Here is a 25,465-nt window from a genome sequence, read left to right as displayed (position 1 = left end):
CGGGGGCGTCATCAATCCAGCAACCGCGAGACGAACTCGTCCGCCCGGCGCTTGATGTCCTCGTCGCTCAGCTTTTCGGTGGGGATCTCGACGTCGTCGAAGTCGAACGAGAAGTCGTCCAGCTTCAGCGTGTCGCTCAGCACATCGTCTGCCATTGGTGGGTCCTTCTTCGTGATGACTTGGCCCCCGCCTTGCGGGGTGATATTGGTGACGGATCCTGCAGGCGGCGTCGAGCCGCTTGCCGTTGCGGTCTTCTGCGTTCTGGCGGCAACGCCCGGCTCGTCGTCCGCGCGCGTGGCCGTCGCCGCGGCAATGGCATGGCTGGAGCCGGCCACGTCCAGACGGGGTACGGGAGGCGGAGCCAGTTCGCGCCGGGAGAAGGACTTGTCCTTGAAGTAGCGGATGCGGTGCGCGAGCACCGGGCGCAGCCCTTCGTAGAAGAGGATCATTCGGCTCGGACCCAGCTCCTTGACCTCCTGGGGCAAGAGCAGGCGACGCGGCTGCTCGCTGATGTTCACCGTGCCGCCCGTCTTGCCGCCGCCCCACATTGGCCGGCTGGTGTTCTTCTGCTTGACGGTATAGGTACCCAGCTCCCGGGAGATCGCTTCGGCATCGTCGTATTCCTTGGGCGGAAAGACGATGCGCGCCGCGAGCATCTTGCGGATGGACTTGGCGCCCTCGACGCCGTACTTCTCGACCAGCTGCGAGTTGGACTGAACGATGATGACCGTGCGTACGTTGTAGCCGGGCAGGAAGGCCGTGGATTCGGCGATCACCGGGATGCGGCCGAGCGCGGGGAACTCGTCGAGCATCAGGAGCAGCTGGTGTTTCAGGGCCGGGTTGTTCTCGGGCAGCTCCCGGGTCTGCAGGCCGATGGCCTGCTGGAAGAAAAGATTCAGCAGGGGCTGCAGGCGGGCGATGTTGTCCGGGTTGATCTGCACGTAGATGGAGATCGGGCGCTTCCTCAGATCGCGCAGGTCGAAGTCGTTGGCCGAGGTGGCCGCGTCGATCATGGGGTTGAGCCACAGGTCCAGGCGGCTCGTGAAGGTCTTGCGGATGCTCGAGGCTGTGGTGGGTGCCAGGTCGATCACGTCGTAGAGGCTCTGAACGGCCTCCTGCGACAGGGGGTAGCCCGCACGCTCGCAGGCATCGATGACGCGCTTCCAGTGCTTCTGGAAGCCTTCGGCGTCGCTGGCCATGCCCTGACGCAGTACCTCGCCGAGGGTGCGCGTGGCACCGGGTGTCTCGAAGAGGTACAGGGCAATTCCCAGGAACAGGGATCGCGCCGATGACGTCCAGAAGGGATCGCCCGCCAGCGGGTCGGGAAACAGCATCGTGGCGATGCGCTGCAGGTCGTCGATGCACCGGTAGGGCGCTTCGGACACATAGCCGAGCGGGTTCCAGCGGGCGGAGCATTCCTTTTCCGACAGCGGATCGAAGAGGTGGACTTCTTGGCCATGCGCCACCCTGAGCCCTGCGGTGCGAATGAAATTCTCGCCCTTGATGTCACTCACGATGGTCGACCCGGGCCAGTTCAGCAGGTTCGGCACCACCACGCCGACGCCCTTGCCGCTGCGAGGCGGCGCCTCGAGTTCCACGCCCTGCTGGCCGGGCAGGACCAGGTATCGGCCGCCCAGGCGGCCCAGGATGATCCCGTGCTCTTCGAGGAGGCCGGCCTGCTCGATCTCCCGGCGCGTGGCGAAGCGCGCCTCGCCGTGCAGCGGACGCCGGCGCGGGAGCATGGCGAGGCCAACGAGCCCAAGGCAGAGGCCCTGAGCACCGACGAGTGTCGAGAGAAGGGTTCGGCGCACGTCCGGACGCTCGCCGTAGGCCGCCCAGTATTGGTGGATGGTCAGGAGGCTTGCATTCTGGGGCGGCAGCTTCATCGCCATCAGGAACGCGTAGCCAGCCATGTACAAGCCAACCAGCGCCGCCACCAGCAGCGCGACCGCGATCTTGAAGGGGCTAGGCAAGCCCTCTGAGCTTGGTGTCAGGGTCATACCAGATCTCCCGCACAACGCGTGGGCTGCCGGCGCTGCCGCGGTCGCGCGCGCATTGAACGACGATGTCCACACTCATCTGGGCCAGCTCCACGCCCTCGCGGGTGCTCATGCCGTGGCCGGCCTGGCTGCGCTTCATCAACTGGGCGAGGGCCACGAAGGCCATCTCGGCGCTGTCGGCATGCACGCTCGTGATGGAGCCGGGGTGGCCAGTGTTGACGGACACCAGGTAGTCGTAGACCTCTTCTCCGGTGCGCAGCTCGGAAACGAAGACGCGATCGGGGCGCTGCCGCTTGGCGCTTGCGAGCAGCTGGCCGGGCGTGACTTCGGCCTGGCCCTGCGCGCCCTGCGAGTAGAAGAGGCGCACGTGATTGGGCTGGTTGCAGAGCGACAGTTCCTTGACGTCCTCGATGGTGATCAGGCGGTCTTCCGGAGGCACCTCCAGGATCAGCGCCTTGCTCACCGTGGTCTTGCCCGACCCCGTGGAGCCGGAGAAGAGGATGTTCTTGCGCAGATGGACGGCGCGGCGCAGGAACTGGACGAATTGCCGCCGTGCAAGCAGGGTCGTGAGCTCCCGGTCTTCAGGTGAGTGGTGCTCCAGTTGCGCTTGGCGGGTGGCGATGGCGGGGATGCTGCGCGTGGGGCCGAAGATGCCCTTGGCGTCCAGCTCTTCGAGTGTCCAGAGCGCGTTGGAAGGGCGGCGGATCGTGATCGAGACAGTGCGTTCCAGCGTGGCCGGTGGCAGGACGATCTGGATGCGCTCGCCCCCGGGCAGGGTGGCCGAGAGCAGGGGCTCGCTGGCCGACACCCGTTGTCGGGTGAAATTGGCCACCAACTTGGCGATGGCGATGCACCAGTCGTAGGAAGCGAAGGGAAGTTCTTCGCGCGACCAGCCCGAATGCCGTTCTACGAAGGCACCGCCGGGTTCGTTGATGCAGATCTCGGTGACCTCGGGGTCATCCAGCAGTCGGCTGAGGGGGCCGAGGAAGAGTGCGAGCGAGGACGGAGCCTCATCGACCGGGCGCGCGGGCGCTGGTGCGGCAGCCGAAGCGCCGGCCGTGCCGCCTTGCCGGTCAAGGGGTCGCGGGCTCGGTCCGAAGCGCATAGACGCTCCTGAAGTCAACGTCGCGCGCCACCAGGATCTGGATGCGCTCGCCCTGGTTCTTGATGACGGTGGGCGGGATGGCGATGGTGTTGCGCAAGACCTCCGTCATGACGTCCCGGCCGCCCTGTGCTCCGATCACCACACCGCCGCCGACATTGGTGCCGCCTTGCTGATGGGCGACGATGGCCTGCATCGTTCCATCGATCACCGAGATGAGGATCGCGGCGCCAAAGCGGGCCCAGAAGTGGGTGTCGACGAAGCCCGGAAGCCCGTTGCGGCCCAATTCGTCGGTGCCGGGCGAGGCGAGCTGGACCACGACGCCCGTAGGTGTGCGGGCCTCGGTCCAGAGCACGAAGACCCGGCCCTGGCCTTGGTGCGGCGATCCACGCTGCTCGCCCACGTACTTGGTGCCGCGCTCCAACAACACCACCTTGCCGTCCGCTCCATAGATGTCGCTGGCGCCGATGCATGTGGTCATGCCCTCGTAGGTCGAGTCGATCGCCGTCTCCAGGGTGCAGTCGATGAAAGCGCCCTTCGGGAGAAGCAAGCGCCGCGTCGGTAAAGTCTGCGCGGTGACTGCGGGCGTTGGCGTTGGCCTGAGATTGGCCGCCAGGGTGTTCCCGGTTGGCGTGACGGCAGCCGGGCTCTGCATCGCGCCGAAAAGCTGGGCGACGTTGGGCATGACCGGCTGGCCGCTCTGGCCCGGAGCGGCGCTCTCGACGCTGTAGGGAGCCGCGTTGCTCGTCAAGGATTGACCTTTGCGTAGGACGGGGGCCCCGAGTTGACGCTCCAGGGCGAGCTGCTCGGGGGTCTTCTGGGGCGGGCCACCCGCATTGGCGGGAGGGGCAGCGGACTGAGGGGCAGGTAATGTACTCGCGGTCAAAATGGGGGTGGCGTCCGTGGGGGCCTTGGGCGGATCGATGCGGCCCAGGGGCGGCACCTTCATCTCGCCGCCGGCACGCGCGGCGGTGGCCTTGCGCGCGGCTTCCTCCGCGTCGCGGCTCTTGCTGTACTGGGTGTTGTAGTACCAGAAGAGAAAGCCCCCGCCGAGCAGCAGGATGGTCGCCAGGGCCAGGCCCCCGCTGATGCGCGACTGGATCGAGCGCTCCCGATTGACCGAGGGGATAGCGCGCTCACCTTGGACCGAGGCGGCGCCGGCATCGCGGCCCGGCGTCGCGCCCGCAGATCCTCGCGTCACCCGACGCGTGGGCAAGATCTCGCCGGTGTCGGGGTCCACGTGCGGGCTCGTAGAGTCTCCGGCGGCCTCGATGGCCTCGTCCTCGTGGAGGGCCTCTGGGGTGCCACCGTTAACACCCTGCGCATCGCGCCCTCTGTGGCGCCGATCGAGCCAGCTCATGGTTCGCCTCCCGCGGTGGACCGTTGGACGCCGGGCACGTTGGTGTTGGTGGATGTGCGGGCGCCGCCACCAGCGAAGGACTGGTTGACGACGCAGCCCACCAGTTGGCCGCGGCGCAGCACGAAGCGACGGGCCACCCGGTGGATCACCACCTCGTCATCCTCGACGTTGAAGTTGAGCAGGGACTCGGAGCCGTCGTCGTTCTGCACGAACATGGCGGGGAACTCGGAGCGGGCCTGGAAGCGCAGGCGGGTCTGAACACCGTCGTCGTAGGCGCTCATGGGCTTGAGTGATTCGCTGCCGCAGAACCAGTAGTCCATGTTGCGTGGGCGATCCGAGGATTGGCTCATGCGTGCCTCGGTGCGACGGCGCTCGGTCTCGGCCGCCAGGGCGCGCGCATCGTCCTGGGGGTAGGTGAAGCGAATCGAATACACCATGCGCTTCGCCGCCGCGCCGCTGGGCGCGTTCACGGACACCACGTAGTCGAAGTGGTAGGCCCGACGGTTGGTGAGGACTGTGAGGTTGGTGGAAGCGCGCGCTTCCTTGGGCTTGATGAAGAAGTGGTTGCGCTCGGCGCCGACGTCGAAAGCGGCGTTGTCGCCGGAACCCAGGTTGACGAACTCCTCGCCCTCCGCGAACTGCAGGTGGATCTGGTAGCCCACGTAGCCGTGCAACGTGACCACATCGTCGGGGTTGTAGGCCACAACTCGGATGCGGGCGTCCACCTTGCCGGCAGGCGGAGTGGTGGCTGCCCTGGCCTCCGGCGCGACCAAAACCAGAGTGCCGGCCAACGTGGTGGTCGCGATTCGCTGCAGAAGCGCAGGCAGCAGCCTCATCGCGCCTCCTGCTTGCCCGCCGGTGCTGGCATGCTGGTGGCCACCTCCGGCTCGCGGCGGTACTCGACGACGCGGAAACCCAGTGGATTGAGAGAGCGCCACTTGTCGTCCTTGGAAGGCTCGACGTAGGCGAACTCGATGGTGGAGACCCAATGCGTGGCTTGCTCGTCCCCGGTGCCGCCTGCGCGGGCGTAGCGGGTGAAGCGAACTTGGGCCAGTTTGTCCCTGCCGCTCTCGAGCTTGAGGAAGGTGACCGACCTTACTTGGGTGCGGATGGAAGTGCCGTCCTTGTAGACGTTCAGCGGAGAGAGCGGGTTGTTGGCGGCCCACAGGCTTGCCCACTCCTGGTTCAGGCGCGGGGAGTTCTGGGCGGCGACGAGTTCGTAGTCTGCTTCGGCAGTGCCGTAGAAGTAGCGCTCCCGGGCGATGACATAGTTCTGCAGCAGGTTGCGGGTGACGACCTGTTCGATGTCGGTGGTTCCCTGGTAGGTCGGCACGACGTCCACGATTCCGGTGCTGCTGTCCACGCGGATGAGGACAGGGACTGGCTGCTTCAAGGGCGTGAGGCCGGCCACGGCGCCGACGGCAAGGAGCGCTGTGAGGAGCGAGGTGCCGGCTACGACCCAGGCGACCTTGGCGGAACGTTCGGAGCGTCGGGCGCGATCGAGCTCCCAGCTCTGGGCTTCCTTGAGGTATTTCTCAAGCTCGGGGTCCCGCTTCATGGGAGGCTCCAGAGGATGTCGAGGTCGGGTTGATGGGCGTGAGCGGGCCCTGGCACTCGGGCGGCACAGGCGGGCGGGTGCCACAAGCGGCGATCAGCAGCAACAGGGCGAGGGAGATCCAGGACTTCACGTGGCAACTCCGGGCCTACTGACGATGGAAAGGGTGGGGCATGACCCGCTCGCGGGGGAGCACGGTGCCGCCGCGCCGCGGCGAGGAACCGACCCGGGCGACCGAAGCCACACCAGCGCCGACGCGGTTGCCCGCAAGGCGACGGAAGGAATCCCAGCGGCTGCCGGGCTCGCGACGCATGCCGTCGATGACGCCACGGCTGAACTCGTAGCTGGAGCGCTTGGCGCCGCCGAGCGCCCACTGTGCCATCCCACTTACAACGCCGAATGAGTTGAGCGCGATGCCGCTGGCGAGTCCAGACGCAATCGGCAGGACTTGACGCATGATGAGCAGGGCCAGTGCTGCGCACAGGACCATGTTCAGCGCATCCACCGTCACGATGGCGTCGCCTCGTGCGGCGGTCTGAGTCGCATATGAAGAAACCACCTTCAGCATCAACGTGGCGACAAGCGTACTGAGCACGGCCACCAGGGCGTAGTTCGCAAGTTGGGCGATCCAGGCTTCGAAGAATCGGCGAGTAGTCTCGAAGAGGAGAAGACAGATGAAGACTGGCCCTATCGCGAGAATCAGGGCGAGGGCAAGTTTCGAGAGTGCCAGGAGAAAGAGTGCGTAGACCGCAACGCCGCCCATGATGAGATAGACGATGGCTCCGGCCAAATAGAAGCCGAAATCCCCGCTGAGCACTCCACCTTTATTCCAGAGGGCGGACGCAACCGTTCCGCCCTTGTCCCAGATGGTGTCGATTACAGTGACAGGATCACTTGATCCCGCGATGACCGAGGCGAGTTGTCCTGGCGCGGTGAAGAAGGTGTCGACGATCAGGGAGTTGAACAGCCACAAGCGCAGACCAAGACCCAAAACAATGGCGATGAAGATGATGCGCTTGACGCCCTCCCATATCGGTTCCTGAATTCGTCCAGTCAGGCTGAGGAAGCCCCAGATCATGACGTAGATCGTTGCGAGCGTGACCACTGCTGGCTCTATCGCGCCCGCCACAGCCGCGGACTTGGTGGCGATATAGTCGGTCAACTGTGAAGTCAACCAAGTCCAGAACTGTTGGAAGAACATTTCCCACTTCCTGTATTGTCGCTATTTGGCTGGTGGCATTGAGGGCTGGAAGCGCTTCTGAAAATTGCCGTGGTCTGGCTTGGGAGTGCTCGGGATGGGTGTCGCGGGAAGGTCGATGCGCCCTTCGGGCGCAGGATTTATGGAGATGGGCGCCGGCTCGTGGGCCATGTAATAGGCGCCGCCAGCGGCGATGAGCACCACAACTGCGACTACGATGACGACGATGGACTTCGACATGGTCAGGGACTTGGGATGAACCGGCCGGAGAAGCCGCCATGGCCTGAGATAACTTGCTCTCTCGTGCGTTGCTGCTGTGCAGCCTCTTCCGCTTTGGCCATTTGATAGAGGCTCTGCAGTTTCGTCTGTTCGTTCGTCAGCATGTTCTGCTCGGCCTGTATTCGGGCCTGCAACTCCTGAATCGCCTTGGGGTCGTTCGTTCGTCCAATCGCGTCGATCAATTGCTGCAGTGCCGAGAAGCGCTGACTGGTGTTTTGATAGGCGGTCTGCGTCGTCCCGCCCAGCATTGCCGAGGCCTGCCTGCCTTGCTCGACTACCTGGCGAAGCTCGGGGCTCAGCGCGCTCATTTGCGTGCTTGAGAGGACGCTGTTGGCCTTCATGATCGATTGCATTTGGCTCGCGAGTCCCGAGTAGCTCCCCGTTGAGCCGTTGAGTGTGCTCATCAGATCGTTGTAGTTGGACGGGAGGTAGTTGCGCGTCAGGTCCGAGCTCGGCAGCAACTGCCCCATGCCGCGCAAGCCCGTCATGGCGTTGTAGGTCTGGCTCAACTGCGCATTGGCGGTCTGTAGCTGGTTGTACTGCTTCTGCATCGCCGAGATCTGCTGCTGCCAGTACGAGACTTGTTGCATCAGGTTGGCGATAGCGGTGACGTCAATCACCGGAATGCCAGCTCGGGCGTGTAGCGGCGCGAGAAGCGCCGATGCGGCAAGGAAGAATGCGATCAGATGTCTACGCATGGGAAGTCTCCTGGGTCGAAGGGGCGGGCGAGACGTTCGTAGCCAGTGACGCACGGAAGGGTCCAAGCCACTGGTCGGGGTGTGGTCCGTGCAGGGCCATGAGTTCGCGCATGACCCGAACGTTGCTGGTGCGCCCGGAAATTACGTGCAACGCGTCTTCGAAGCCCTTCAGCTCCAACTGCGCGACCACGCTCACGTGGTTCTGCTTGATCAGGCACTGCCGGGATCCCGGTTCCAGCTCCTGCTTGATAAGCGAGAACTCGCGGTCGGTGAGGTTGAAGCCCTCGGTGTACTCCCGGTAGTCCGCCTCTGGGTTCGGGAAGAGGATCTTGGTCGGCGTCTGTTCGATGATGGCTCGCGCGATGGTCGAGTCCAGCACGTGGCTCGTGCTCTGTGTGAAGGTAGCCAGGTTCGCGTTCTTCTTGCGCCAGGTCTCCAGCCCGTTCTTTGCGAAGCGCGTGAAGGCCGGATCGTTCAGAAGCTTCGCGAACTCGTCCATCCAGCACACCAGGGGCCGCCCATCCACCATTCGGTTGACCAAGTGGAAGAGATACATGGTCAGCGGTGCCCGGACCACGTCGTTGTCCAGAAAGTCGGTCACGTCGAAGCCGACAAGGGTGTTGTGCGCCAGAAGGGGCGCCACCTCGTCGTAGTCATTGTCGAAGACCCAGGCGTAGCCCCCCTGCTCGCAGGCGCACCACTTGCGCAGCCGTGCGTACATGCCTTCCGGGTCCGTCACGTCCAGGAATGCGATCAGCCGGGACAGGCGCCGGAAAGGCAGGTCGAGCTTGAGCGTGCCGCGCAGAGCCTGGTCGAGGTCTTCCTCCTGCTGAACGGTCAGAACGTCCGCCGGCGAGCGCATCACCAGTCGGCGTAGCCAGTGCCGCATGAATTCCACGTTGTCGGGGATGCCGGCATCCAGCTGCAGGGGATTGGAGCCGGTGGGGGTGCCGTTCTTCAAGGGTAAATATTGACCTCCCAACGCCCGCACGAGGATATGCAGGCCCTCATCCTTGTCGAATATGACCTGCGTGGCGTCCAGCCGGTTGCAGATCGCGATCATGCAAAAGCCCAGGAAGGTGGTCTTGCCGGTGCCCACTGGCCCGACGCCGCTGATGTGGCCCACATCCCGCCGGCTGCCACCGTCCGGGCTTCGCGGATCGCTGGCGTGCATCGAGAAGTAGTAGGGCGAGCCCGCGCGCGTCATGAACATCGTCAGCGCGTCACCCCAATAGTTCCCAGTGGCACGGCCAGTCGGAAAGTTGTGGAAGGGCGACATGGCCGCAAAGTTGCGGCTGGTGATCGGCGCCTTGCGAGTTCGGTACCCGAAATTTCCCGGCAGCTGGGCCCAGAACGCGGCCTCCAGCGCGAGGTCCTCGCGGGCCACCACCATGCCGGTGTCGCCCAACAGGTAGCGAGCACGGGCGACGTTGTCGTTGAGCTGCTTCAGGCGCGGCCGGCCCTCGGCTTCACTCACCCCGTCGTAGGTGTCGGCGAGCACGTGCAGCGTGAAATGATGATCGCCCACCACGAAGCGGTTGCTCATGAGGTCGTCCAGGGCGTCCTTGAGTTCCTCGGCCTGGGAGACCGCGAGGTCGCCGGAGGACGCCATCCGGTTGTGCTGGCGGCTCATCATGTCGGTGGCCGTGCTCTTGGAGAGAAACGTGAAGCTCTGGGTGAGCACAAAGGGAAAAGGCGCTGTCAGGAGTGCGCCGAACATGCCCGGCGCGGTGGGTGTGGGGTACTCCTTGATGCCCAGGAAGGCGCCGATGCGCGTTTGGGTGCCTGTGCGGTATTCCATCGCCTCGTTACCGAAGAAGGGCCGACTCGTGGCCAACACCTCGTTGAGCGGAGATCGCGGCAGGGGCATGCGCTGCCATTCACCGTTGATCAGCAGGCCATGAAACTCCGCGAGGGCCGAGAAGCGCACATCCACGCCCTCGATCCGATAGACGCCCAAGGCCTCCGGGTCGTAGCGCTCCAGGGCGGCCATCAGCTCCTGGCGCAGCTTGGTGCACGCGTCCAGCGAATCACGCATTTCGGCGCGGGCACCTTCGGGGTCGGTTCGCCTGAGGATGCGCAGCGCGACATTGCCCACGCGCGTAGGCTGCGGCCGATAGACGATCGACAGGTACAACTCGTTGACCATGAGCCGCTCGTCGGCCATCTTCTGGCGGTAGCGCTGCTCGACTTCGTGGGCGAAGCCCGGCACGGTGCGCCCCATGGGATAGCCGGTCTCCCGCCGGCGCACGACGTGGACCCAGATGGCGAGATTGATCGAGGCGATGTTGCGCAGCAGGACGTTCAGACGTTCGTGCCAGCTGTTGATGTCCTCGTCGTCGGCGCTCTCGAAACTGGCGCCGGCGAGGCGCAAGGTCTGCACGTAGTCGCCCGCGCGGGTGCGCGCTACGTGCTCGTCGACGTGGGCGACCAGAGGGATCATGGCCGCCGCACTGGCTTCGCGGCGAAGCGTGGCGTCAGAGCGGGAGAGGAATTGCATCGCACGTCCCTTAACGCACGAGGGGAAGCGCATCCTGGCGCCGGCGACCCGAGAAGCCCGGCAGGTCAATGGCTAGCGGCGTGTACGAGCTGGCACGCCAGAAGCGCAGGTTGCCGGCGATCATGGCCGGTAGTCGGGTGCGCCCCCACAGCTGCAGCAGGTCGAAGAACCGCGGCTCGTACAGGCAGACCAGGTACAGCACGCCGTGGATGGGCAGGAATGCGAGCAGCCACACGAGGTTCTTTGTCACGATGAAGGACTCGCTCGTGATCACAATGTTGAACATCATGGCCGAGTAGGTGACGCCCCAGATCATGGACGGGCGTGTCATCCCGACGAAGAGCGTGTCGGCTGTGATGCCCTGATTGCGGCTCATGGTGCGCTCCTCAGACTCCGAAGATGCCCCGGACCCACGAGACGATCTGAGGGCCGCCGAAGACCAGCACGATGCCAATCATGACGGCCACCATCCACCACCAGCTCAGGCGGCCGAACCAAGCCATGGCACCGCAGACCATGACCGCCACGGCGGCAACGGGGGTCAGGATGGTGGAGAGCTGTCCTTGGAAGGCGCTGGTTCCCGTGGCGAAGGGGCTGCTGGCCAGAGCGAGCTCAGGGCACAGGATGCACAGGGCCGCGAGGAGAAGAAGCCAGTTCCGAACGGACCAGCACTGCGGACCGTGCCGCCTCGCGGACACTACGCGAGCAACTCGAGGCGCACCAGGGTGCTTCCAATGCCCAGCGTCTTGAGGTGGGCGGTGAGGGAGTCCAGGCTGCGGAAGCTGCGCGGATGCCCGGAGGAGGTCGTCAAGACGCTGCGTCCATAGCGCCAGGCGACGACGAGGTGCACCTCGAAATTGCCGGGCTCGACTTCCGCGATCACGATCTCGATGACCGCGCACCTGTGGAGGAGTTCGACCAGTTCCAGTTGCTTCACCGCGCTGGCCGGCTGCGCGCGAAGGGATGACGCTGGCGCCGCCGCGGTATTGCTGCTGGATCGCGCCGAGCGGGAAGTCGGGGTGGCCTTTGTTGTCGTCTTGGGTGTGGGCCGTACCGCAGAGCTCATGGGCAAGCGTGAGTGATGGGGATAGCCCGGAATTGTGAACCAAAGTGCTCATGAGCATGGCATTTCGCATGGGTCTACTCCAATCGACGGGCTGTGACGGGGCGGGCGGCGGCGTCAGGCACTGGCGCCAGGGACACCGGAGTGGGAGGCTCGGCGCGCCGGCCCTTGCCATAGACATCCCACCAGGGTGTCGTCGCGGCCGCCTTGGCCGAGGGCACGCGCTGTGATGCGGCCAGCTTGGCTGGCGCGCCAGGGATTTGCTCGGCTGAAGCTGGCCCCGCCGTACGCGATACAGCGGCCAGTTCGCGCTTGAGCGCCGCGATGTCGCTGATCGTGCGGGTGTGCTGCTCCTCGGCCTCCGTCACCCCGGCCGGATCAGAGGCGACAAGTCGTTCGGCCTTGCGGCGAGCCAGGGAATCGAGCAGCGTTTCCGACTTCTTGAGCTCCTGGCGCAGGATCTCGATGCGATCGCTGTCTCGTGCCGTCTGCTCGACCGGAGGGACAACGTGAGTTGGTGCGGAGGGTGGCTCAGCGAGCGCGGCGCCTGCGCATGTGATCCACGCGAGGAAGATGACCAGCCGCAACGATGCACGGCCCTCCCTTGACCGCCTCTCATGCTGGATTGCATCCTCGACTCGCATGAGGCGCAATGTCTGCCACGAGCCTCGATCTTGTCAAACGGCCAATACACAAAGTTTTGCTATAGAAAACTATAGAACATCTAGACAGGCATCTCAACACGACCTACGCTTATCGCTCGGTTTCGCTGGAGAGTTGATGCGAAGCCGAGCGGATGACGCAATGTGAGGCGGTCGCTTCACGCCAAGCATTCCGCAAAGGCCTTTACGTCTTGTATCGCTATCGGACAGCGAGGGCTGCATGAAGCACCGATTTGGCGCCACGTCAGTGAGGTGAAGTGATGGGCAATGTGGTGGTTTTTGGGAACCAGAAAGGCGGTGTGGGCAAGTCCACGCTGTCGGTGCTTTATGCGTTGTGGCTTGCCGACGTGCAGCACCAGTCGGTGTGTTTCATCGACCTGGACACTCAGGGCAATGCATCGAGGACGCTGCAGGCCTTCGGTACCGATGTGCGGTCGGCGGATCTCTTCAATGATTCAAGTCTGGGTGTCACTCCGACGCGTGCGGCCGGCGCGCAGCGCTCGGTGGCGTTGATCGCCGCCACGAAGAAGCTGACGGACATCGAACTGGCGAAGCCCGAGGCTGTGGTTCCCGCCTTTCGCAAGAGCGTGGCGCAGTTGGCGCAGCAGTTCGATGCCGTGGTGATCGACACGCCGCCGGCGCTGGGCCTGCGCATGAGTGCAGCGCTGATCGCCGCGACTCGCGTGGTGTGCCCGATCGAACTGGAAGAGTACAGCATCGACGGCGTCACCGACATGCTCAAGACGATCTTCGGCATTCGGCAGCGGTACAACCCGAAGCTGGAACTCGCCGGCATCGTCTTGAACCGCTTCAACCCGCACTCCGTGCGGCAAAAGGCGGCCGTGAAGCAGCTGGTGTCGAACTATCCGGATTTCGTCGTGCCGGCTCGCATCTCGACTCGCTCGGCCATTCCCGAAGCGCTGGCCGAGGGCAAGCCGGTCTGGGATCTGGCCAAGAGTTCCGCGCGGGAGGCGAGCGCTGAAGTGAAGGAGGCGTTCGCGGCGCTGCAGTGGCGCATCGAGTGGCCGAATCATCCGGCACGGCGCGAGACAGCGCCGGAGGTGTCAGCATGAGCGATCAGGATGCCCTGGATCTGAGTGCGTTGGCGCAATTCCGGCCTTCGGACTTGCTGGCGGTGGGAGAGGGCGCGTCGGTGCCGGCGGCGGCCGTGCATGTCGACCTCGGTCTCATCGACTTCGATCCGGCGCAACCGAGGCGCAGCTTCAAAGACGAGAGCATCGAGGAGTTGAGTGCCTCGATCAAGCTGCACGGGATGTTGGAGCCGGTTTCGGTGCGATCACATCCCACCGAGGAAGGTCGCTACATCGTCAATCGCGGCGAGCGGCGCGTTCGGGCAGCACGGCGGGCGGACCTGAAGACGGTGCCGGTCTTCGTTGACCAGCGGATCGACCCTTTCGCTCAGGCGGCGGAGAACCTGCATCGAGAGGACATGTCGGCCTTCGACCTGGCGCATTTCATCGTGGAGCGTGAGCGCGAAGGCGTCACGCGTGCGGAGATTGCGCGAAGGCTGTCCAAGCCGCGTTCTTTCATCACGGAGGCGGCAGCCTTGGTCGCCGCCTCCGAGGAATTGCGCGAAGCCGTGCACGAGGGGCGCGTCGGGGAGGACGTTCGCACGCTTTACCGGCTGATCTCGGCCGCGCGGCAGACGCCCGAGGTAGTGGGGGTCGTGCTGCGAGGTCCGGAGGTGGTGAGCCGCACGAACGTGGACGCGCTGCTCGCACGGGCTCAGGGCGCTGATGTTGCGGATGCGGCTGTCGCGCCGCGCAACGCGCAGGCAGCAAGCGGGGGCCGCACGGTGCTGGTCGTCGAACACGAAGGCCGCCGCGGGTCGCTGCGGATCAAGGCACGCGATGGTGACGTGGGCGAGGTGCGCTTCGGAGATGGATCGCGCAGCGCCGTACCGCTGAGCGCGTTGAAGTTGGTGTGCTGGGCAACGGAGGAATCGAAATGACGAATGTTCAGATCGATCGTTCTGCAAAGGCTCAGCATGGAAATGCGCACCGAGTGGCCGACTGGGCCGGGGCAGGACTTTGGTGGGTCGTCTTCACCGCTTGGCAGTTGGTGCGCATCACCATCTGTGCGGTGCTAGTGCTTGGCGAGCCCGTGATGCGAGCGGTGCTCGTGCCAGTGGCCTTCCTGGGCTTCCTGGTGACAATGATCTTCGGTTTCCTGATCGGGGATCCTCGCTTCCCTCGATGGGGGATGCTCGGCTTCTCGGCGGGCGCCCTTGTGCTCTACTGGCTCTACCTGTGGCTGATGAGCCTTTTGATGGCACTGCCATCCCATGACCATGAGCGTTAGCGAAGCCGACCTGGAGCGGATACTCAACCAGCGCAGGTTCGACGATCGGACCAAGGAGATCGCACGCAGGCTCTTCCTGCATGAGGAGCGGCCCAAGTTGCTGGCGGTGGAGTACGGTCTCATCCTGCAGCGCGTCTACGCCATCCGCAAGACTGTCTTGGACTTGGCGATGCCGCCGGGCGAGGCGCAGGTGACGTTGACCGGGCCGGTGGAGGCGATCGAGGCAGCGCAGCGAGCGTTCGACAAATGCGTGGCCAGAATCCGAGCGGAAGCGGGTTGACCGACCACACGAATTCGACTCTGTTGGCGAAGAGGCTACTCGTTGCGCCTCCTCCTGGGAGGAATATCGTGGAAGCGAAAGATAGTCTCGGCTTTCGCTCCTGCTAGTGGACGTCGCGCTTCAGCGCAGGCTATTTCGCGAAATCCTGAAGCGTCTTGCCGCTGTCGAGCGCAGCCTTGAGCCAACGGGGCTTCGGACCGCGGCCGGTCCACGAATTGCCGGCGTCATCGCTGTAGTTGACCTTCGAAGGAGCGCGTTTTGCTTTCTTCCCCTTGGCTGCCGGCTTTGCAGCTTCCAGGCTGTCGATCGCTGAAGCCAGCTTCGACTTGGTGTTCGAACCTGCCCGGAATTCGTCGATCGACCTGCCCGCGGTCAGTGCATCACGAAGCCAACGCGGACGCGGGCCACGGCCCGACCAGAAGTTGCCCGCGCCATCGCTGAACTGGGCCGAGGACCTTGGCGCCTTCTTCCTAGCCCCCTTGCTCGACACGGAATCAAGGCCCAAATGCGCGGCGGTGAGTCCGTAGTGAGCAATCGCGACCTTGATGCGGTCAACCACGCCTTTGATCTCGCTGTCACGCAACGCGTCGGCTTGGCGCTGGAGTTGCTCGATCTGCTTCTGTATCTGCTGGTAGCTCTTTGCCATTGCTTGCTTTCGTAGTCAGGTGCGAAGTATCTCCTTCGCTACGAGTGATTCTGCCACTTCAAGCCCGAAACAAGGTAATTCGCGCTGACTTGAGTACTTATTTGGGCCATTAAGTGGATGACCTCAACAGGCATTGTGCGAATGTGGTCTCGCGCCAATGCGGTTGGATCGCACTGATCCAATCGGCTGAGGGGACATTGATTGGCATCACTATCAGTGCTTCGTTTGCCAGTTCCACCGGCACGTCAACGACCAAATTCCCTCGACGCGTACCTGAGAAGAATGCGCCATACAAGTACGTTGCGTTTATGTGCGAGAAGAATATAGTGCAAATATCTGTCACACGGATATTCGCCTTGGAACAGTTCCTCTCCAATCCAACCCAGCTTGGTCATCTTCTGGCCAGCGCGCGAAAGGCCAAGCGGCTGACACAGGCCGAGGTTGGCGCCCGTGTCGGCCTCAGCCAGAGCCGGCTGTCCGTCCTGGAGGCGGACCCTTCCTCCTTGACGGTGGAACAACTGTTGGCGCTGACGGGCCTGTACGAGCTGCGGATCCAGGTGCTCGACCGCACCGGCCCCTCTGCGACCGCCGAGTGGTAGCGCCATGGGACGAAAGACGCATGCACAAGCGCTTTCCGTGTGGGCCAATGGTCTCAGGGTGGGTACCTGGCGCATTCCCGCACGCGGCCCCGTGGAGCTCAAGTACGACCAAGGCTGGATGGATTCGGACGTTGGCCGTCCACTGTCCTTGTCGCTTCCTTTTGGCGTCGACGGGACCAGCCCGGTCAGGGGCGACCGCGTCGAGCACTACTTCGACAACCTGCTGCCGGACAGCGACATCATCCGCAAACGCATCGCGACCCGATTCAAGACCGTCTCCCTGGAGCCCTTCGACCTCCTGAAGGCCATCGGGCGGGATTGCGTGGGTGCGGTGCAGCTTCTCCCGGAGGATGAAGTCCCAGAAGGCGTCCATCGCATCCAGGGCATCCCCCTGACCGACGAGGACATCGAGCTGTTGCTGGCGAAATCGGTGTGTGCCAATGCATTCGGCGCAGACGATGACGAGGACGACTTCCGCATCTCGCTGGCAGGTGCCCAGGAAAAGACCGCGCTGCTGTGGCACGACGGCCAGTGGCTGCGTCCGCACGGGTCCACGCCGACCACGCACATCCTCAAGCTCCCGCTTGGCCTGGTCGGGAACAGGAAGATCGATCTCCAGACTTCCGTGGAGAACGAATGGCTGTGCCTGGCCATCCTCCGGGCCTACGGCCTGCCGGTGGCGGAGACGGAGATCAAGACCTTCGGCAACCAGCGCGTGCTGAGCGTGAAGCGCTTCGACCGCCAGTTGCACGCCAGCGGCAGCTGGTACCTGCGGCTGCCCCAGGAAGACTTCTGCCAGGCCCTCGGCGTGTCCCCTCATCTCAAGTACGAAGCCGATGGCGGGCCGGGGGTGCAGCGTCTCGCCCAGGTGCTGCGGAACTCGGAGTCCGCTCAGGAGGACCTGCGCACGCTGCTGACCGCCCAGATCCTCTTCTGGATGCTGGCCGCACCCGACGGGCACGCCAAGAACTTCAGCCTCCACCTGCTCGCTGGTGGCCTGTACCGCATGACGCCGCTCTATGACGTCATGTCCATCTGGCCCGCGGTCGGAAAGGGTCCCAACTGGCACAGGGCCAAGCTGGCTATGGCGGTCTCCGGCGAGAACCGGCACTACCTCATGAAGGACTTGCAGCGCAGGCACTTCAACGCCATGGCGGCCCAGTGCTTCTACGTCCCCACGGCGGAGGCCATCATCGAAGACATCCTCGATCGAACGCTGGACGTGATCGAGGAGGTGACTGCGCGCTTGCCATCCGACTTCCCTGCCCGGGTGGCGGACGGGATCCTGGAAGGCCTGGCCGATTCGGCCAAGCGCCTGGACGCGATGTCGGCGAACTGAAGGCCGGGCAGCAGCGAAATCCTGTGTGCAAACGCACATCGACGCCGACAATCACTTGGCAAAGTCTGCAGGGGTTCCAAGACGCCTCAGGAGGGACGCGACGATGACGAAGATTCGGCTCAACGACGAACAGTGGCACACACTCCAGGTACTGCTCGAGGCCAAGACCCGGCGGGCGGCCACCGACCAGATCAGGGTTCCCGATCGCCTGACGTCGAACGGATTGGTCGCGTCCGATCCGCAAGGCGGCCAGTTTCTCACCCTCCAAGGGCGGGAAAGGCTCAGCCAGGGCCGCTGAGGCACGGGCACGGTGGACGGGCGCCGGCGTGCTCCGCTCTCGGTTCAAACCACATCAATCGGCGTTGCCACCACGCGCCGGTACCGGCCCATGACCTCGGGTTCGACGCCCAGCCAGGCGGCCACCGTCTCGGGCTCGAAGCCCCGCCGCAGCTGCCGCAACGCGAAGGTGTGCCGCAGCCGGAACGAGCCGCCCTCGCGGCTGTCGATGCCGGCATCCTCCAGCACCTTCTTGGCGCATTTGTAGTGCGACTCCTTGTGCCACTGCTTGCCCGTCCGCGTTGACGGAAACAGAAAGTCACCCTCGATGCGGGCTTCCGCGCGAACCTGCAGCCAGTGCTGCAGCAGCTCCCCGGCCCAGGGCGCAATGGGCGTCTCGCGCGCGGCGGAGTTCCCATCGCCCGGCACGGAGACCTTCCAGGGTCGATCGCGAACGCGGCCGCCCCTCGAGATCGGCGAAGCGAGAGTGAGGGCACGGACATCGCCCGGCGTCAAGCCACCGCCCAGCTGCAGGGCGACGGCACACCGGTTGCGAAGCTCTTGCCAGGTGAAGGCGGCATGGCTGTCGCGCCTTGCGCCTGAGAGCCCCGGCCGGGGCCGCGCATCCGACAGGAACGTGATCAGGTGCTTCGCCTCGGCCACAGAAAGGAACTCGGGCAGGGGATCGGCATGGGCAGCCTCCGCGTACCGAACCTCGGGATGGTCGGCAAGCCAGTCGGAGGCTGCCGTGTTCGGCGCCTCGCCGGTCTCGGCCGCGTGGTGGCGCAGCACCCGATCCACGAGCCGCACCAGACGCAACGCATGCCGGGGAGAAAGCGACATGTCAGAGCTCTTGCGCCCGAAGCGCGCCGCCTGGAAGGCCTGCAGGTCGCGCAGGTCGAGCGATTCGAGGGTGACTGCCGGCGACTGGCCCAGGCACCAGGCGGTGAAGGCGCCCCACATGTCGCGGTAGACCTCGACCGAGGCGGACTGCCGCAGGGAACCGGAGGCCCGCTGGCCATCCAGCCATCGCTCGAATGCGAGGCGGTGGCCTTGGGAGGGGGGTTCGTCGAAGAGGGAATAGGAGGGCATGAATACGCTAACGGCGAGCGAGCATTCTGCCAGCGTCGCGGACGTGCGCATTGGAGGACGGGTGTTCGGATTTTCGTTAGAGATCTGCGGCAGGCCGTTAGCGTAATTGTTCGTCCGGCAAAGACACGTCACCACCGCTGCTCTTGATCAGGAGAGGGAAGAGGCCCACGCAGGCTCCTTGCGGGGAGGGCGGGGCAGGCGTAGTATGTCCAATATTTTGGACAATCTTCGATCCGATCTGCCATGAACCTTGTCGACATCGGCCATGCAGTGCGAGCGCGGCGCGCTGAGTTGGGCATGTCCCAAGCGCAGTTGGCGCATCTGACCGGCCTGTCTCGTCAAACCCTGGTTGGTCTGGAAAACGGCGCGCTGAGCGATCTGGGCGTCAACCGCGTGGGGCAGGTGATGGCAGTCTTGGGTCTGGACAGTCCCACACCGGATACGCAGGCGCGGCGCAAGAAGCGCGGCTTGTGGATGGCGGCCAAGACCGCCAGCGTCAGCTATGCACGCGAACTGGCCCCCGAGGCGCTGGAGCAGGCCCTGGCAAGCGGTGACGTGCCGCCCTCGTTTGCCCCGCACTTGACCCATTTGCTCGATGAAGCGCCCGTGCCGATCGTCGTGATGGCGGTGGAGGAGGCGGCCTCACGCGCACATCTGCCCCCTCGGCAGGTCTGGCGAAACGTGGCGAAACTCGCCGAATCCTTGTCCGTGCACCGGCGGGCGCTGTGGGCATGAAGTCCGGGTCGCTGCCCGGCGGTCCCTGGGAAAAACTGTTCCCGCGGGCGCTGGCGCTGATCGACGAGATCAGCCGGTACGGCGGCATCGCGGATCCGTTCTGGACCTTCGGCGGTGGGACCGCGCTGATGTTCCGTCACCGCCATCGGTTGAGCAAGGACATCGACATCTTCGTGCCTGATCCGCAGTATCTAGGCTTTGTCACGCCTCGGTTGAGCGACACAGCGGCAGACCTGACGCAGGACTACACCGAGCAGCCCGGCGCCTTCGTCAAGCTGCAGTTCGAGGAGAGGGAGGTGGACTTCGTGGCCGCGCCCACCTTGCTGGTCGATGCTTGGGAGACTTGGGACATCGGCGGCCGCTGCGTGAGAGTGGAGACGGCCGCTGAGATCATCGCCAAGAAGATGTACCACCGTGGCGATCGGGTCACGGCGCGCGATCTGTTCGACTTGGCGCTCGTGATCGAGCGGGAGCCCGAGCCACTTCTGACTGCGACGCCGTTCCTACTGCGCCATCGGGCCGCTTTCCTGGCCCAGATTCGGGAGCCGCATGCCGGCTTGCGCGCCGCGTTCGATGCCGTCGCTACGCTGGGCTACACGCCCGGATTCGACCATTGCACGGCTACGGTCGGAGAGTTTCTGGACAGTCTGTAGTGGTCGACGCCTCATTCCATGCCGCCGCGCTGATGCCGAAGGCCCGCACAAAATGCACGCAGGCGTTGCGCAGGAGTCGGTTATGGTTCGCTCGTCTGCCATGCAACCCACGGGCCTTTCGAGCGATGGGGCGCGTGCCAGGCCCACGAAGCTCCTGCCAAATTTGCTGTCATGACCGCTCCAGACACCGTCTCCGCTTCGCTGAACCCGGAAGCCCCGCGCTCGATGCATGACGCGACCCGAGCCGGTCGCGCCTCGTCCGATGAGCACCCCGAACCGGCCAACCGCTTCGGTGCGGCAGCCAGCATCGTCGACAGCCTCGACCTTCGACCACTGCACATGCGTACGCGTCGACCCTGGTGGAGGCTCTGGTAGCCGCGAGGCTGCTGCCCCTTCCGCCTCTAACGGTGCGCGCAGAAGATGCTCTCTTGCGGGTCTTGCTCAAGAGCGCCTTCATCGCCGAGTCGATGCACGGGTTGGGCTGCTTGGCCAGGTGGTGGGCCATCGACAAAACCGAGACCCGGTGCATCAGCGTGTTCAGCGCCGGTGCGCCGACCTTGCCCTCGAAACCGGCCTCGACCAGGGCGGCATCGATCTCCGGCAGCAGCTGGTGCACCAGCCCGGCCTTGGTCGAACGCTCGGCGTGGTTGACGATGAACTGGACGACCTCTGGGAGCGGTAAAGGCAGATCCATCTGGCGGCCGTAGCGCGCGTCGAACCACGCAGCCCAGTACCGCATGGCAGTTCTGTACGACGCACGCGTGTTGCTGGACTCGCCCTCGGACATCAGATCGTGGGCGGCTTCTTCGGCCATGTCGGACAGCTGCGCCGGGTCGAGGAGGGCGTGGTTGCGCTTCAGGGGCATTAGATTGAGAAGAGGTGAGCCGGGGTTTGCGGGTACTGTCAGTTGGCCCATTTGGTCTCATTCGCGGGGGAACTCGTTCGCCATCTCCCAGCGCACGTTCCAGCAATGAATGCTGCGCGGGCGTGCGCTCCGCGCACACCCGCGGCAGTGGCAGGTTGCGCTTGCCCAACTCCACCAAGATCTCCCCCAAGGCTAGCCCCGTAGTGCAAGAAAGCTCCCGCAAGTTCATCGACCCGCCAGCGTGTCGAGCCAACAGCAGGTCGATTCGCGATGGATTCTGCGAGGGATGCGGCTCTAGCACGGTGGCGACGCTGCGATTCCTTCCTGAACCACGTCTGGACCTGGGTCCTTTCGATCGGATCGGCGCGAAACCGTTCGCACAGCGCCGAGACGTCTGCCTTGGTGAGCGTGAAGTACTGCTCGACGTCAAACTCGGACAGCCTGGCAGGCAGGCAGGCCGTCCGCTCCGACGTAGCGATGTGCGAAGGTCATGGTGCAGTCCAAGCCTGTCCGGGAGGAGCGTCAATTTACGCCAACTACAGGTGCTGGACGAATCGCCCGCACCTCAAGCGCTCGGAGGTGCTCGGAGGTGCTCGGGCGCGCACCGTATCAATGCACCAAAATACGATCACGCCACCATGGCGTCGAGCCAATCGAATGCCGCTGTCCAGAACACGATGGGGGCCATGCCTTCGCAGTGCCCCTCGGCGCCCTCGGCGAGGGTGAACCTGCGAAATGCCTTCGGGCAGGTCATCACGTCATGGAGACGCTGACCCTGACCGGTCGACACGGGGTCAGTCTCGTTGTCGGTGACGAAGCTCGGGCAGGTGATCGAAGGTGCCAACTCGGCGCTCGTGTAGCGGCGCATGTCCTGGAAGTAGGTCTGCGGGTCGTCGACGCCGTTCGTCACCATGCGCGGTCCGAGCAGCGTCCGCAGGGCCGGGATATCGAGCAGCGCGTCGAACCGTGGCTTGGCGGCAGGGTCGTCGACGTGCTGCCAGAGCTCGCCGAGGCGGGCGGCCACCCCGGCCGCCATGTCGTACTGGCCCGGGTCGACGACCAGCGCGGCAAGTTGCGGCGCTCCGGCGGCGCCGCGCGGGGCGAGCAGGCCCCCGAACGAGCGGCCGACGAGCACGACCCGGCGGGCGTCGACCTCGGGTTGCCCTGCGATCAGGTCGAACATGCCGGGCACGACGTGCTCCCAGTCGGGGCGCTGCGGCACGCGGCGGTCGTAGAGCACGCTGCCCTGGCCCGGGCCGTCGAGGCCCACGAACGCCCAGCCCCGGTCCAGAGCCGGGTACACCGATGCGTACAACTCCTCGGCTGTGTTGTCGTAGCCGCCGATGTGCAGGATCGTGGGGAAAGGGCCGGTGCCGGGCGGCGCGAACAGGTAGCCCGGCGTGTCGCCCTCGATCAGGCGGCCGGGCCGCGGCAGGTCGGGGAGGGCGCGGCGGAAGGCGTCAACGCTGGCCCGGTAGGCGGTGGTCAGTTCCTTGCCGTCGAGGTCATCCCGATGCCAGAAGAACGCTTGCCGGTAGTACTCGGCCGCCCGCAGCCGCAGGGTCGCCGCGCTAGTGGCGTGTCCAGCCTGCGCGGCGGCCGCCGCCTGCTCCACGAGGCCGTCTGCAAATGCAGACCACGCGGCGTACCAGCTGTCGCGGTCGCCGGGGGTGATCCGCGAGGCGATATACAAGCACTCCCCGACGTTGGCCATGCCGGCGTCGCACTTGCCCACCGTGCGCTGTAACTGGCCGTCGAAGGCCTCGTCGTCGAAATACAGCTTCATCCGGACACTCCTTTGTTGACCTGTTCCTGACGACAGCGACGTTGGGTCCGAACCGACTTCAGGCGCTGACAACATGCTTCTTCAGACGCATGCGCAGGCCGCCAGGATGCATCGTGAAGGTCAGGACCTCTTCAGGGACGGCGCCACTGGGCCCCGCGACCTCCAGGAGCTCGAAGTTCCGACCCAGCATGCCCAGCACAAGGTTCATTTCGAGCGTCGCCAGGTATCGACCGGGGCAGAGTCGGGTCCCGCGCCGAAAGGCATCGCAACGCGCTTGGCCGAACTGAGTCACGCCGGCGGAACTCCCTCTATGGAGCAGCCGAGTTCTCCAAGCCTGTCGGACGACGTGCAAACCGGCTTCAACCTGAGGGGTGCGTCTTCGTCGACGCCTCGCTCCCCGTAAGAACACGCCGCCCAGAGTCTGTGATACGTGCGTAGGCCGTCTGATAGTCGCAGACATCTCTTCCGACTGGCATGTGGGTACGATGCACCACTACCTACCCATTGTTCTCGTACTCCTCGGCTCTTTTCATATCAATAGGCCCGATGAGCTCCACCAATCCCGTAGATGCAGCGATTCGTCGAAGTAGTCGCAAAGTGACCTCCATTGGCTGTTTCACGAGGGCGGCACTGTCCGCCCATCCCGCCATAGTAACTGTCGTGACCGGCGCAGGCCTCCCTGGCGCGCCTGCTCAGGCCGCCAAGCCACGAGAAATAGCTGCGGAGGCCACCGACTTGAGCGGCAGCATCGAGTGGCTGGTTCTGGGTGAGGCCGTGTGTAAACGGCCTTGATTGCGGGTGCCGGCGCATCCCAAATCTTGACCGCGTATCCCATGCCCATCGGTATGCCCTGGCATCAACTTGTCCCGAAACGCCTCATGGCACTGGAATGGCGGCCTAGTGCCTGCGATCCGGTTTCAGGGGTGGCCGGGCTTGCAGGTGCCCGGAGGTCATTGACCCCGAACCAGGGTCAGGCGCGTCGGCAGAAAGGATACATTGCAGGTCAAGCTCCCAAAGCGATCCGCTTCGAACAGGGAGTGGACTGCTGTGCTGCAACAGCACCTGTCGTCAACTGCAAGTGAAAAGCAATGAACAGAGTTTCATCCATCTTCAAGAGCTCCTGTGCCATCGCACTGATTGTGATGGCTTCCGGCTGCGCAACTGCCCACCCGGACCGTGACAAGATCGCAATCTCGGCGGGCTTCAAGATCCTCACACCGACAACGCCTGAACAAAAGGCGCTCTACGCCAAACTACCCGAAGACTCTGTGACGCCCGTCCAGTACAAGGGCGGTCTTACTACATGATGCGCGATTCCACGAATGGAATGGTGTTGATCGGCAACTCGGTACAGTACTCTGTCTACCAGGAGATGCGGTATCGACAACGCATGAACAACGAGGATCTGCGAGAGGCTCAGATCAATGAGATGAACAACGTGGATTGGGGTGCGTGGGGTGGCGGCAGCGCGGTCTTTGTCGGCGATTTCGCCCCTTGAACGAGTGATCGGCGAGCCGCTTGGCGAAGGCACGGACCCGGTCGCGCCGTTCGAATCGCTTGACCATTGATGGGTGCTCAACGCCGGTAGCACACGCCTCCTCAGAGGACGGCTGGCCTATTCGGTCATCCTGAGCGCCTGCTACCTGCCTCTCATCCTGATGCTCGTCGGTCTCATCTTCCGAGGTGTGGCGTTCGAGTTCCGCTTCAAGGTGCCGGCGGGCAAGCGCCGGGTCTGGGACAAGTCGTTTGCCGGCGGCTCGCTTGCCGCGACCTTCTTCCAGGGCGTCACGCTCGGCACATTTCTCAACGGTATCCCGATGAAGAACGGCGACTACGCAGGTGGCGCTTTCGACTGGATCAGTCCGTTCTCAATCTTCGTCGGCCTCGGGTTGGTGGTGGCCTACTGCCTGCTGGGCAGTTCGTGGCTGGTCATGAAGACGGAGGGTGCGATACAGGGCCGCATGCGCCGGGCGGCCAAGCGTCTTTCGCTCGCACTGCTGGGTGTGATTGCCATCATTAGCGTCTGGACGCCGCTGTCACACGCCGCCATCGCCGAGCGGTGGTTCACCATGCCGAACATCTTCCTGCTGGCGCCTGTCCCTCTGCTGGTGCTCGGTGCGACGTGGCTCCTGCACCGTGCGTTGAACAACGAGGCCAGGCACGCCACGCCGTTCGTTCTCACGCTCGCCTTGGTGTTCCTCGGGTACAGCGGACTGGGCATCAGCCTGTGGCCCAACGTGATTCCACCTTCGATCACCGTCTTGGCGGCCACTTCCTCGCCCAACACCTGTTCAAGGAATTCGGCATACGGCAACTCATGGGCGGCCGCGTCCTGCAGCAGCGCTTCGAGACGCTCGCTGCTCTTGAGCAGCCGCAACTTCTTGAGGTGTTCGCCCAGGCGTTCCAGTTGAACCGGCGTGGTCATTGCCGCTGCGGCGCCGACAGCCACCGAAGT

At 64.5% G+C, this 25,465-nt stretch carries 30 protein-coding genes; 12 read left to right on the top strand and 18 right to left on the bottom strand.

Going from position 1 to position 25,465, the window contains the following annotated elements; all coding sequences use genetic code 11:
* Positions 1 to 11: 11 nt before the first annotated feature.
* From AC1DF3_RS29495 to AC1DF3_RS29435, 13 genes are all read right to left on the bottom strand, one after another.
* Entirely contained in the window at positions 12 to 2,000 is a 1,989-nt protein-coding gene (locus AC1DF3_RS29495; RefSeq protein ID WP_478141758.1) for a type IV secretory system conjugative DNA transfer family protein, read from the bottom strand.
* The gene (gene virB11, locus AC1DF3_RS29490; RefSeq protein ID WP_478141757.1) at positions 1,966 to 3,105 is read right to left on the bottom strand and encodes a P-type DNA transfer ATPase VirB11; all 1,140 of its coding nucleotides are present in this window, start codon (positions 3,103 to 3,105) and stop codon (positions 1,966 to 1,968) included. Before virB11 ends, AC1DF3_RS29495 begins: the two co-directional genes overlap by 35 nt.
* A complete protein-coding gene (virB10, locus tag AC1DF3_RS29485) occupies positions 3,074 to 4,462 on the bottom strand; it encodes a type IV secretion system protein VirB10 (protein WP_478141756.1) in 1,389 nt (462 codons plus the stop codon). The genes virB11 and virB10 overlap by 32 nt, the downstream gene beginning before the upstream one ends.
* Entirely contained in the window at positions 4,459 to 5,298 is an 840-nt protein-coding gene (virB9, locus tag AC1DF3_RS29480) for a P-type conjugative transfer protein VirB9 (protein ID WP_478141755.1), read from the bottom strand. The genes virB10 and virB9 overlap by 4 nt, the downstream gene beginning before the upstream one ends.
* On the bottom strand, positions 5,295 to 6,020 hold the full coding sequence (locus AC1DF3_RS29475; RefSeq protein ID WP_478141754.1) for a VirB8 family type IV secretion system protein: 726 nt from the start codon (positions 6,018 to 6,020) through the stop codon (positions 5,295 to 5,297). Before AC1DF3_RS29475 ends, virB9 begins: the two co-directional genes overlap by 4 nt.
* 145 nt (positions 6,021 to 6,165) lie before the next feature.
* Complete coding sequence (locus tag AC1DF3_RS29470; RefSeq protein WP_478141753.1) at positions 6,166 to 7,218, bottom strand: TrbL/VirB6 family protein; 1,053 nt, start codon at positions 7,216 to 7,218, stop codon at positions 6,166 to 6,168.
* Between the two features lie 21 nt (positions 7,219 to 7,239).
* On the bottom strand, positions 7,240 to 7,455 hold the full coding sequence (locus AC1DF3_RS29465) for a hypothetical protein (RefSeq protein WP_478141752.1): 216 nt from the start codon (positions 7,453 to 7,455) through the stop codon (positions 7,240 to 7,242).
* Between the two features lie 2 nt (positions 7,456 to 7,457).
* Complete coding sequence (virB5, locus tag AC1DF3_RS29460) at positions 7,458 to 8,192, bottom strand: P-type DNA transfer protein VirB5 (protein ID WP_478141751.1); 735 nt, start codon at positions 8,190 to 8,192, stop codon at positions 7,458 to 7,460.
* Positions 8,185 to 10,692, bottom strand: a complete 2,508-nt coding sequence (locus AC1DF3_RS29455) for a VirB4 family type IV secretion/conjugal transfer ATPase (protein ID WP_478141750.1) — start codon at positions 10,690 to 10,692, stop codon at positions 8,185 to 8,187. The genes virB5 and AC1DF3_RS29455 overlap by 8 nt, the downstream gene beginning before the upstream one ends.
* 10 nt (positions 10,693 to 10,702) lie before the next feature.
* Positions 10,703 to 11,068: a VirB3 family type IV secretion system protein gene (locus AC1DF3_RS29450; RefSeq protein ID WP_478141749.1), complete on the bottom strand. Its 366-nt coding sequence runs from the start codon at positions 11,066 to 11,068 to the stop codon at positions 10,703 to 10,705.
* A gap of 10 nt (positions 11,069 to 11,078) precedes the next feature.
* Positions 11,079 to 11,390 (bottom strand): TrbC/VirB2 family protein, encoded by a 312-nt coding sequence (locus AC1DF3_RS29445; protein WP_478141748.1) that lies wholly within the window; start codon positions 11,388 to 11,390, stop codon positions 11,079 to 11,081.
* The gene (locus AC1DF3_RS29440; RefSeq protein ID WP_478141747.1) at positions 11,390 to 11,629 is read right to left on the bottom strand and encodes a hypothetical protein; all 240 of its coding nucleotides are present in this window, start codon (positions 11,627 to 11,629) and stop codon (positions 11,390 to 11,392) included. The genes AC1DF3_RS29445 and AC1DF3_RS29440 overlap by 1 nt, the downstream gene beginning before the upstream one ends.
* Before the next feature lie 203 nt (positions 11,630 to 11,832).
* On the bottom strand, positions 11,833 to 12,342 hold the full coding sequence (locus tag AC1DF3_RS29435) for a hypothetical protein (RefSeq protein WP_478141746.1): 510 nt from the start codon (positions 12,340 to 12,342) through the stop codon (positions 11,833 to 11,835).
* Between the two features lie 335 nt (positions 12,343 to 12,677).
* Here AC1DF3_RS29435 and AC1DF3_RS29430 point away from each other — a divergent pair, with 335 nt between their 5' ends.
* From AC1DF3_RS29430 to AC1DF3_RS29415, 4 genes are read left to right on the top strand one after another with little or no spacing between them, the layout of a single operon-like run.
* On the top strand, positions 12,678 to 13,490 hold the full coding sequence (locus AC1DF3_RS29430) for a ParA family protein (protein WP_478141745.1): 813 nt from the start codon (positions 12,678 to 12,680) through the stop codon (positions 13,488 to 13,490).
* Entirely contained in the window at positions 13,487 to 14,389 is a 903-nt protein-coding gene (locus AC1DF3_RS29425) for a ParB/RepB/Spo0J family partition protein (protein WP_478141744.1), read from the top strand. Before AC1DF3_RS29430 ends, AC1DF3_RS29425 begins: the two co-directional genes overlap by 4 nt.
* Entirely contained in the window at positions 14,386 to 14,739 is a 354-nt protein-coding gene (locus AC1DF3_RS29420; RefSeq protein WP_478141743.1) for a hypothetical protein, read from the top strand. Before AC1DF3_RS29425 ends, AC1DF3_RS29420 begins: the two co-directional genes overlap by 4 nt.
* Positions 14,723 to 15,019, top strand: a complete 297-nt coding sequence (locus tag AC1DF3_RS29415; RefSeq protein ID WP_478141742.1) for a hypothetical protein — start codon at positions 14,723 to 14,725, stop codon at positions 15,017 to 15,019. Before AC1DF3_RS29420 ends, AC1DF3_RS29415 begins: the two co-directional genes overlap by 17 nt.
* A 130-nt stretch (positions 15,020 to 15,149) precedes the next feature.
* Here AC1DF3_RS29415 and AC1DF3_RS29410 read toward each other — a convergent pair whose 3' ends face one another.
* Positions 15,150 to 15,665: an H-NS family nucleoid-associated regulatory protein gene (locus AC1DF3_RS29410; protein WP_478141741.1), complete on the bottom strand. Its 516-nt coding sequence runs from the start codon at positions 15,663 to 15,665 to the stop codon at positions 15,150 to 15,152.
* A gap of 356 nt (positions 15,666 to 16,021) precedes the next feature.
* Here AC1DF3_RS29410 and AC1DF3_RS29405 point away from each other — a divergent pair, with 356 nt between their 5' ends.
* The 3 genes from AC1DF3_RS29405 to AC1DF3_RS29395 all read left to right on the top strand — a co-directional run bounded on the left by AC1DF3_RS29405 (position 16,022) and on the right by AC1DF3_RS29395 (position 17,901).
* Positions 16,022 to 16,264, top strand: a complete 243-nt coding sequence (locus tag AC1DF3_RS29405; RefSeq protein WP_478141740.1) for a helix-turn-helix domain-containing protein — start codon at positions 16,022 to 16,024, stop codon at positions 16,262 to 16,264.
* 4 nt (positions 16,265 to 16,268) lie between these two features.
* A complete protein-coding gene (locus AC1DF3_RS29400) occupies positions 16,269 to 17,603 on the top strand; it encodes a type II toxin-antitoxin system HipA family toxin (RefSeq protein WP_478141739.1) in 1,335 nt (444 codons plus the stop codon).
* Positions 17,604 to 17,706: 103 nt separating this feature from the next.
* Complete coding sequence (locus AC1DF3_RS29395) at positions 17,707 to 17,901, top strand: hypothetical protein (RefSeq protein WP_478141738.1); 195 nt, start codon at positions 17,707 to 17,709, stop codon at positions 17,899 to 17,901.
* A gap of 44 nt (positions 17,902 to 17,945) precedes the next feature.
* Here the strand turns inward: AC1DF3_RS29395 and AC1DF3_RS29390 are convergent, their stop codons facing one another.
* Entirely contained in the window at positions 17,946 to 19,022 is a 1,077-nt protein-coding gene (locus AC1DF3_RS29390; RefSeq protein ID WP_478141737.1) for a tyrosine-type recombinase/integrase, read from the bottom strand.
* Between the two features lie 192 nt (positions 19,023 to 19,214).
* On the opposite strand from AC1DF3_RS29390, the gene AC1DF3_RS29385 reads away from it, so the two are divergent.
* Complete coding sequence (locus AC1DF3_RS29385; protein ID WP_478141736.1) at positions 19,215 to 19,706, top strand: helix-turn-helix domain-containing protein; 492 nt, start codon at positions 19,215 to 19,217, stop codon at positions 19,704 to 19,706.
* Positions 19,703 to 20,359, top strand: a complete 657-nt coding sequence (locus AC1DF3_RS29380; protein ID WP_478141735.1) for a nucleotidyl transferase AbiEii/AbiGii toxin family protein — start codon at positions 19,703 to 19,705, stop codon at positions 20,357 to 20,359. Before AC1DF3_RS29385 ends, AC1DF3_RS29380 begins: the two co-directional genes overlap by 4 nt.
* A 169-nt stretch (positions 20,360 to 20,528) precedes the next feature.
* On the opposite strand, the gene AC1DF3_RS29375 is transcribed toward AC1DF3_RS29380, so the two are convergent.
* The 3 genes from AC1DF3_RS29375 to AC1DF3_RS29365 form a co-directional block, all read right to left on the bottom strand.
* A complete protein-coding gene (locus AC1DF3_RS29375; protein ID WP_478141734.1) occupies positions 20,529 to 21,224 on the bottom strand; it encodes a hypothetical protein in 696 nt (231 codons plus the stop codon).
* Between the two features lie 628 nt (positions 21,225 to 21,852).
* Positions 21,853 to 23,010: an alpha/beta hydrolase family protein gene (locus AC1DF3_RS29370; RefSeq protein WP_478141733.1), complete on the bottom strand. Its 1,158-nt coding sequence runs from the start codon at positions 23,008 to 23,010 to the stop codon at positions 21,853 to 21,855.
* A gap of 58 nt (positions 23,011 to 23,068) precedes the next feature.
* A complete protein-coding gene (locus AC1DF3_RS29365; protein ID WP_478141732.1) occupies positions 23,069 to 23,218 on the bottom strand; it encodes a hypothetical protein in 150 nt (49 codons plus the stop codon).
* Between the two features lie 880 nt (positions 23,219 to 24,098).
* Here AC1DF3_RS29365 and AC1DF3_RS29360 point away from each other — a divergent pair.
* The 3 genes from AC1DF3_RS29360 (at position 24,099) to AC1DF3_RS29350 (ending at position 25,421) form a co-directional block, all read left to right on the top strand.
* Positions 24,099 to 24,317 carry a hypothetical protein gene (locus AC1DF3_RS29360; RefSeq protein WP_478141731.1) on the top strand — a complete coding sequence of 73 codons (219 nt, stop codon included), beginning with the start codon at positions 24,099 to 24,101 and terminating at the stop codon, positions 24,315 to 24,317.
* Positions 24,314 to 24,508, top strand: coding sequence for a hypothetical protein (locus tag AC1DF3_RS29355; protein WP_478141730.1), 195 nt, complete (start codon positions 24,314 to 24,316; stop codon positions 24,506 to 24,508). The genes AC1DF3_RS29360 and AC1DF3_RS29355 overlap by 4 nt, the downstream gene beginning before the upstream one ends.
* A gap of 73 nt (positions 24,509 to 24,581) precedes the next feature.
* On the top strand, positions 24,582 to 25,421 hold the full coding sequence (locus tag AC1DF3_RS29350; RefSeq protein ID WP_478141729.1) for a cytochrome d ubiquinol oxidase subunit II: 840 nt from the start codon (positions 24,582 to 24,584) through the stop codon (positions 25,419 to 25,421).
* Positions 25,422 to 25,465 lie beyond the last annotated feature (44 nt).

The organism is Variovorax sp. 10N432 (assembly GCF_056394465.1).
The sequence above is the reverse complement of the archived record's forward strand: the minus strand, read 5'-3'. Positions and strand labels throughout refer to the sequence as shown.

Excerpts from the sequence above, each read along its gene's own strand:
- AC1DF3_RS29355 (WP_478141730.1), top strand. The coding sequence starts at position 24,314 with ATGATGCGCGATTCCACGAATGGAATGGTGTTGATCGGCAACTCGGTA.
- AC1DF3_RS29410 (WP_478141741.1), bottom strand. The coding sequence starts at position 15,665 with ATGGCAAAGAGCTACCAGCAGATACAGAAGCAGATCGAGCAACTCCAG.
- AC1DF3_RS29400 (WP_478141739.1), top strand. The coding sequence starts at position 16,269 with ATGGGACGAAAGACGCATGCACAAGCGCTTTCCGTGTGGGCCAATGGT.
- AC1DF3_RS29395 (WP_478141738.1), top strand. The coding sequence starts at position 17,707 with ATGACGAAGATTCGGCTCAACGACGAACAGTGGCACACACTCCAGGTA.
- AC1DF3_RS29495 (WP_478141758.1), bottom strand. The coding sequence starts at position 2,000 with ATGACCCTGACACCAAGCTCAGAGGGCTTGCCTAGCCCCTTCAAGATC.
- AC1DF3_RS29450 (WP_478141749.1), bottom strand. The coding sequence starts at position 11,068 with ATGAGCCGCAATCAGGGCATCACAGCCGACACGCTCTTCGTCGGGATG.
- AC1DF3_RS29360 (WP_478141731.1), top strand. The coding sequence starts at position 24,099 with ATGAACAGAGTTTCATCCATCTTCAAGAGCTCCTGTGCCATCGCACTG.
- AC1DF3_RS29430 (WP_478141745.1), top strand. The coding sequence starts at position 12,678 with ATGGGCAATGTGGTGGTTTTTGGGAACCAGAAAGGCGGTGTGGGCAAG.
- AC1DF3_RS29475 (WP_478141754.1), bottom strand. The coding sequence starts at position 6,020 with ATGAAGCGGGACCCCGAGCTTGAGAAATACCTCAAGGAAGCCCAGAGC.
- AC1DF3_RS29365 (WP_478141732.1), bottom strand. The coding sequence starts at position 23,218 with ATGAACCTTGTGCTGGGCATGCTGGGTCGGAACTTCGAGCTCCTGGAG.
- AC1DF3_RS29385 (WP_478141736.1), top strand. The coding sequence starts at position 19,215 with ATGAACCTTGTCGACATCGGCCATGCAGTGCGAGCGCGGCGCGCTGAG.
- AC1DF3_RS29465 (WP_478141752.1), bottom strand. The coding sequence starts at position 7,455 with ATGTCGAAGTCCATCGTCGTCATCGTAGTCGCAGTTGTGGTGCTCATC.
- AC1DF3_RS29470 (WP_478141753.1), bottom strand. The coding sequence starts at position 7,218 with ATGTTCTTCCAACAGTTCTGGACTTGGTTGACTTCACAGTTGACCGAC.
- virB5 (WP_478141751.1), bottom strand. The coding sequence starts at position 8,192 with ATGCGTAGACATCTGATCGCATTCTTCCTTGCCGCATCGGCGCTTCTC.
- virB10 (WP_478141756.1), bottom strand. The coding sequence starts at position 4,462 with ATGAGCTGGCTCGATCGGCGCCACAGAGGGCGCGATGCGCAGGGTGTT.
- AC1DF3_RS29375 (WP_478141734.1), bottom strand. The coding sequence starts at position 21,224 with ATGCCCCTGAAGCGCAACCACGCCCTCCTCGACCCGGCGCAGCTGTCC.
- AC1DF3_RS29370 (WP_478141733.1), bottom strand. The coding sequence starts at position 23,010 with ATGAAGCTGTATTTCGACGACGAGGCCTTCGACGGCCAGTTACAGCGC.
- AC1DF3_RS29425 (WP_478141744.1), top strand. The coding sequence starts at position 13,487 with ATGAGCGATCAGGATGCCCTGGATCTGAGTGCGTTGGCGCAATTCCGG.
- AC1DF3_RS29415 (WP_478141742.1), top strand. The coding sequence starts at position 14,723 with ATGACCATGAGCGTTAGCGAAGCCGACCTGGAGCGGATACTCAACCAG.
- virB11 (WP_478141757.1), bottom strand. The coding sequence starts at position 3,105 with ATGCGCTTCGGACCGAGCCCGCGACCCCTTGACCGGCAAGGCGGCACG.
- AC1DF3_RS29420 (WP_478141743.1), top strand. The coding sequence starts at position 14,386 with ATGACGAATGTTCAGATCGATCGTTCTGCAAAGGCTCAGCATGGAAAT.
- virB9 (WP_478141755.1), bottom strand. The coding sequence starts at position 5,298 with ATGAGGCTGCTGCCTGCGCTTCTGCAGCGAATCGCGACCACCACGTTG.
- AC1DF3_RS29390 (WP_478141737.1), bottom strand. The coding sequence starts at position 19,022 with ATGCGCACGTCCGCGACGCTGGCAGAATGCTCGCTCGCCGTTAGCGTA.
- AC1DF3_RS29455 (WP_478141750.1), bottom strand. The coding sequence starts at position 10,692 with ATGCAATTCCTCTCCCGCTCTGACGCCACGCTTCGCCGCGAAGCCAGT.
- AC1DF3_RS29380 (WP_478141735.1), top strand. The coding sequence starts at position 19,703 with ATGAAGTCCGGGTCGCTGCCCGGCGGTCCCTGGGAAAAACTGTTCCCG.